The organism is Pseudomonas entomophila (assembly GCF_029478665.1).
Classification (GTDB): Bacteria; Pseudomonadota; Gammaproteobacteria; order Pseudomonadales; family Pseudomonadaceae; genus Aquipseudomonas; species Aquipseudomonas entomophila_F.
Window position 1 is genome coordinate 1 of sequence record NZ_JARPQB010000125.1, and the last position, 870, is coordinate 870.

Here is an 870-nt window from a genome sequence, read left to right on the forward strand (position 1 = left end):
AGTAGATCTCTTCGCCGGCCGGGCCGCTGACCACGGCGCGCTGTTCGCCCAGCACCTTCGGTTTCGGGTGGTTCAGCGGTGGTCGGTACGGCTGCTCCCACGGAGTGACCACGAAGAAGTTGCGGTAGCCCTGCTGGAAGCCGTCGAAGCGCGGGTCGATGTCGCTGGTGATGGCTTCTTCCAGGACCTGTGGCTGGCGGCCCTGATGGCGTAGCTCGACCAACAGCCAGAGATCGTTCCAGCTGGCGTTGGGATGGCTCGCGAGGGTCAGGAAATGGCCACTGGCGAGCAGTGGCTGGTCGCTGTCGCCCTGGGCCTGGCGGTAGTCGCTGCGGTGACGTTCCAGGGCGCGGTTGGCCAGGTGCTTGCCACGTGGTCGATCAAGGAAGCGGCCGGGGTAGTCGTAGTCTTCCAGGGCCGGCTCGTCGTGGCTGTCGGCCTCGCCTTCGAGCTGGATCAGCGGCTTCTTGAAGTCGTAGTCGCGGCGCGTGACGCTGCTGGTGCGGGTTTCCAGGCGCAGGGCGAAACGCTTGATCATCGGCGTGTCGGCGACCAGCCCGGAGTCGTGCTGGAACTGCACCGGGGCCAGTTTCGGGAACACCGTCTGGTCGTCGCCGAACACCAGCTGGTGGCCGTCGGCGCTGTGGCGGAAGTGGTAGTGGATGCCCTCTTCTTCGCACAGGCGCTGGATGAACTGCAGGTTGGACTCGTCGTACTGCACGCAGTACTCGCGCTGCGGGTACGTCGCGCCCAACTGGAATTGGTAGGCGTTGGCGAGGATGCCGTGTTCCTCGAGCACCTGGGCGATGATCTCCTGCACGGTCTTGTGCTGGAACATGCGCTGGTTGATGCGGTGGGCCAGGTAGGCCA

The 870-nt window shown here is 65.3% G+C and carries 1 protein-coding gene; it reads right to left on the reverse strand.

Going from position 1 to position 870, the window contains the following annotated elements:
• The coding region (tssI, locus tag P5705_RS26195) for a type VI secretion system tip protein TssI/VgrG (RefSeq protein WP_277463753.1) at positions 1–870 on the reverse strand (870 nt) is incomplete at both ends.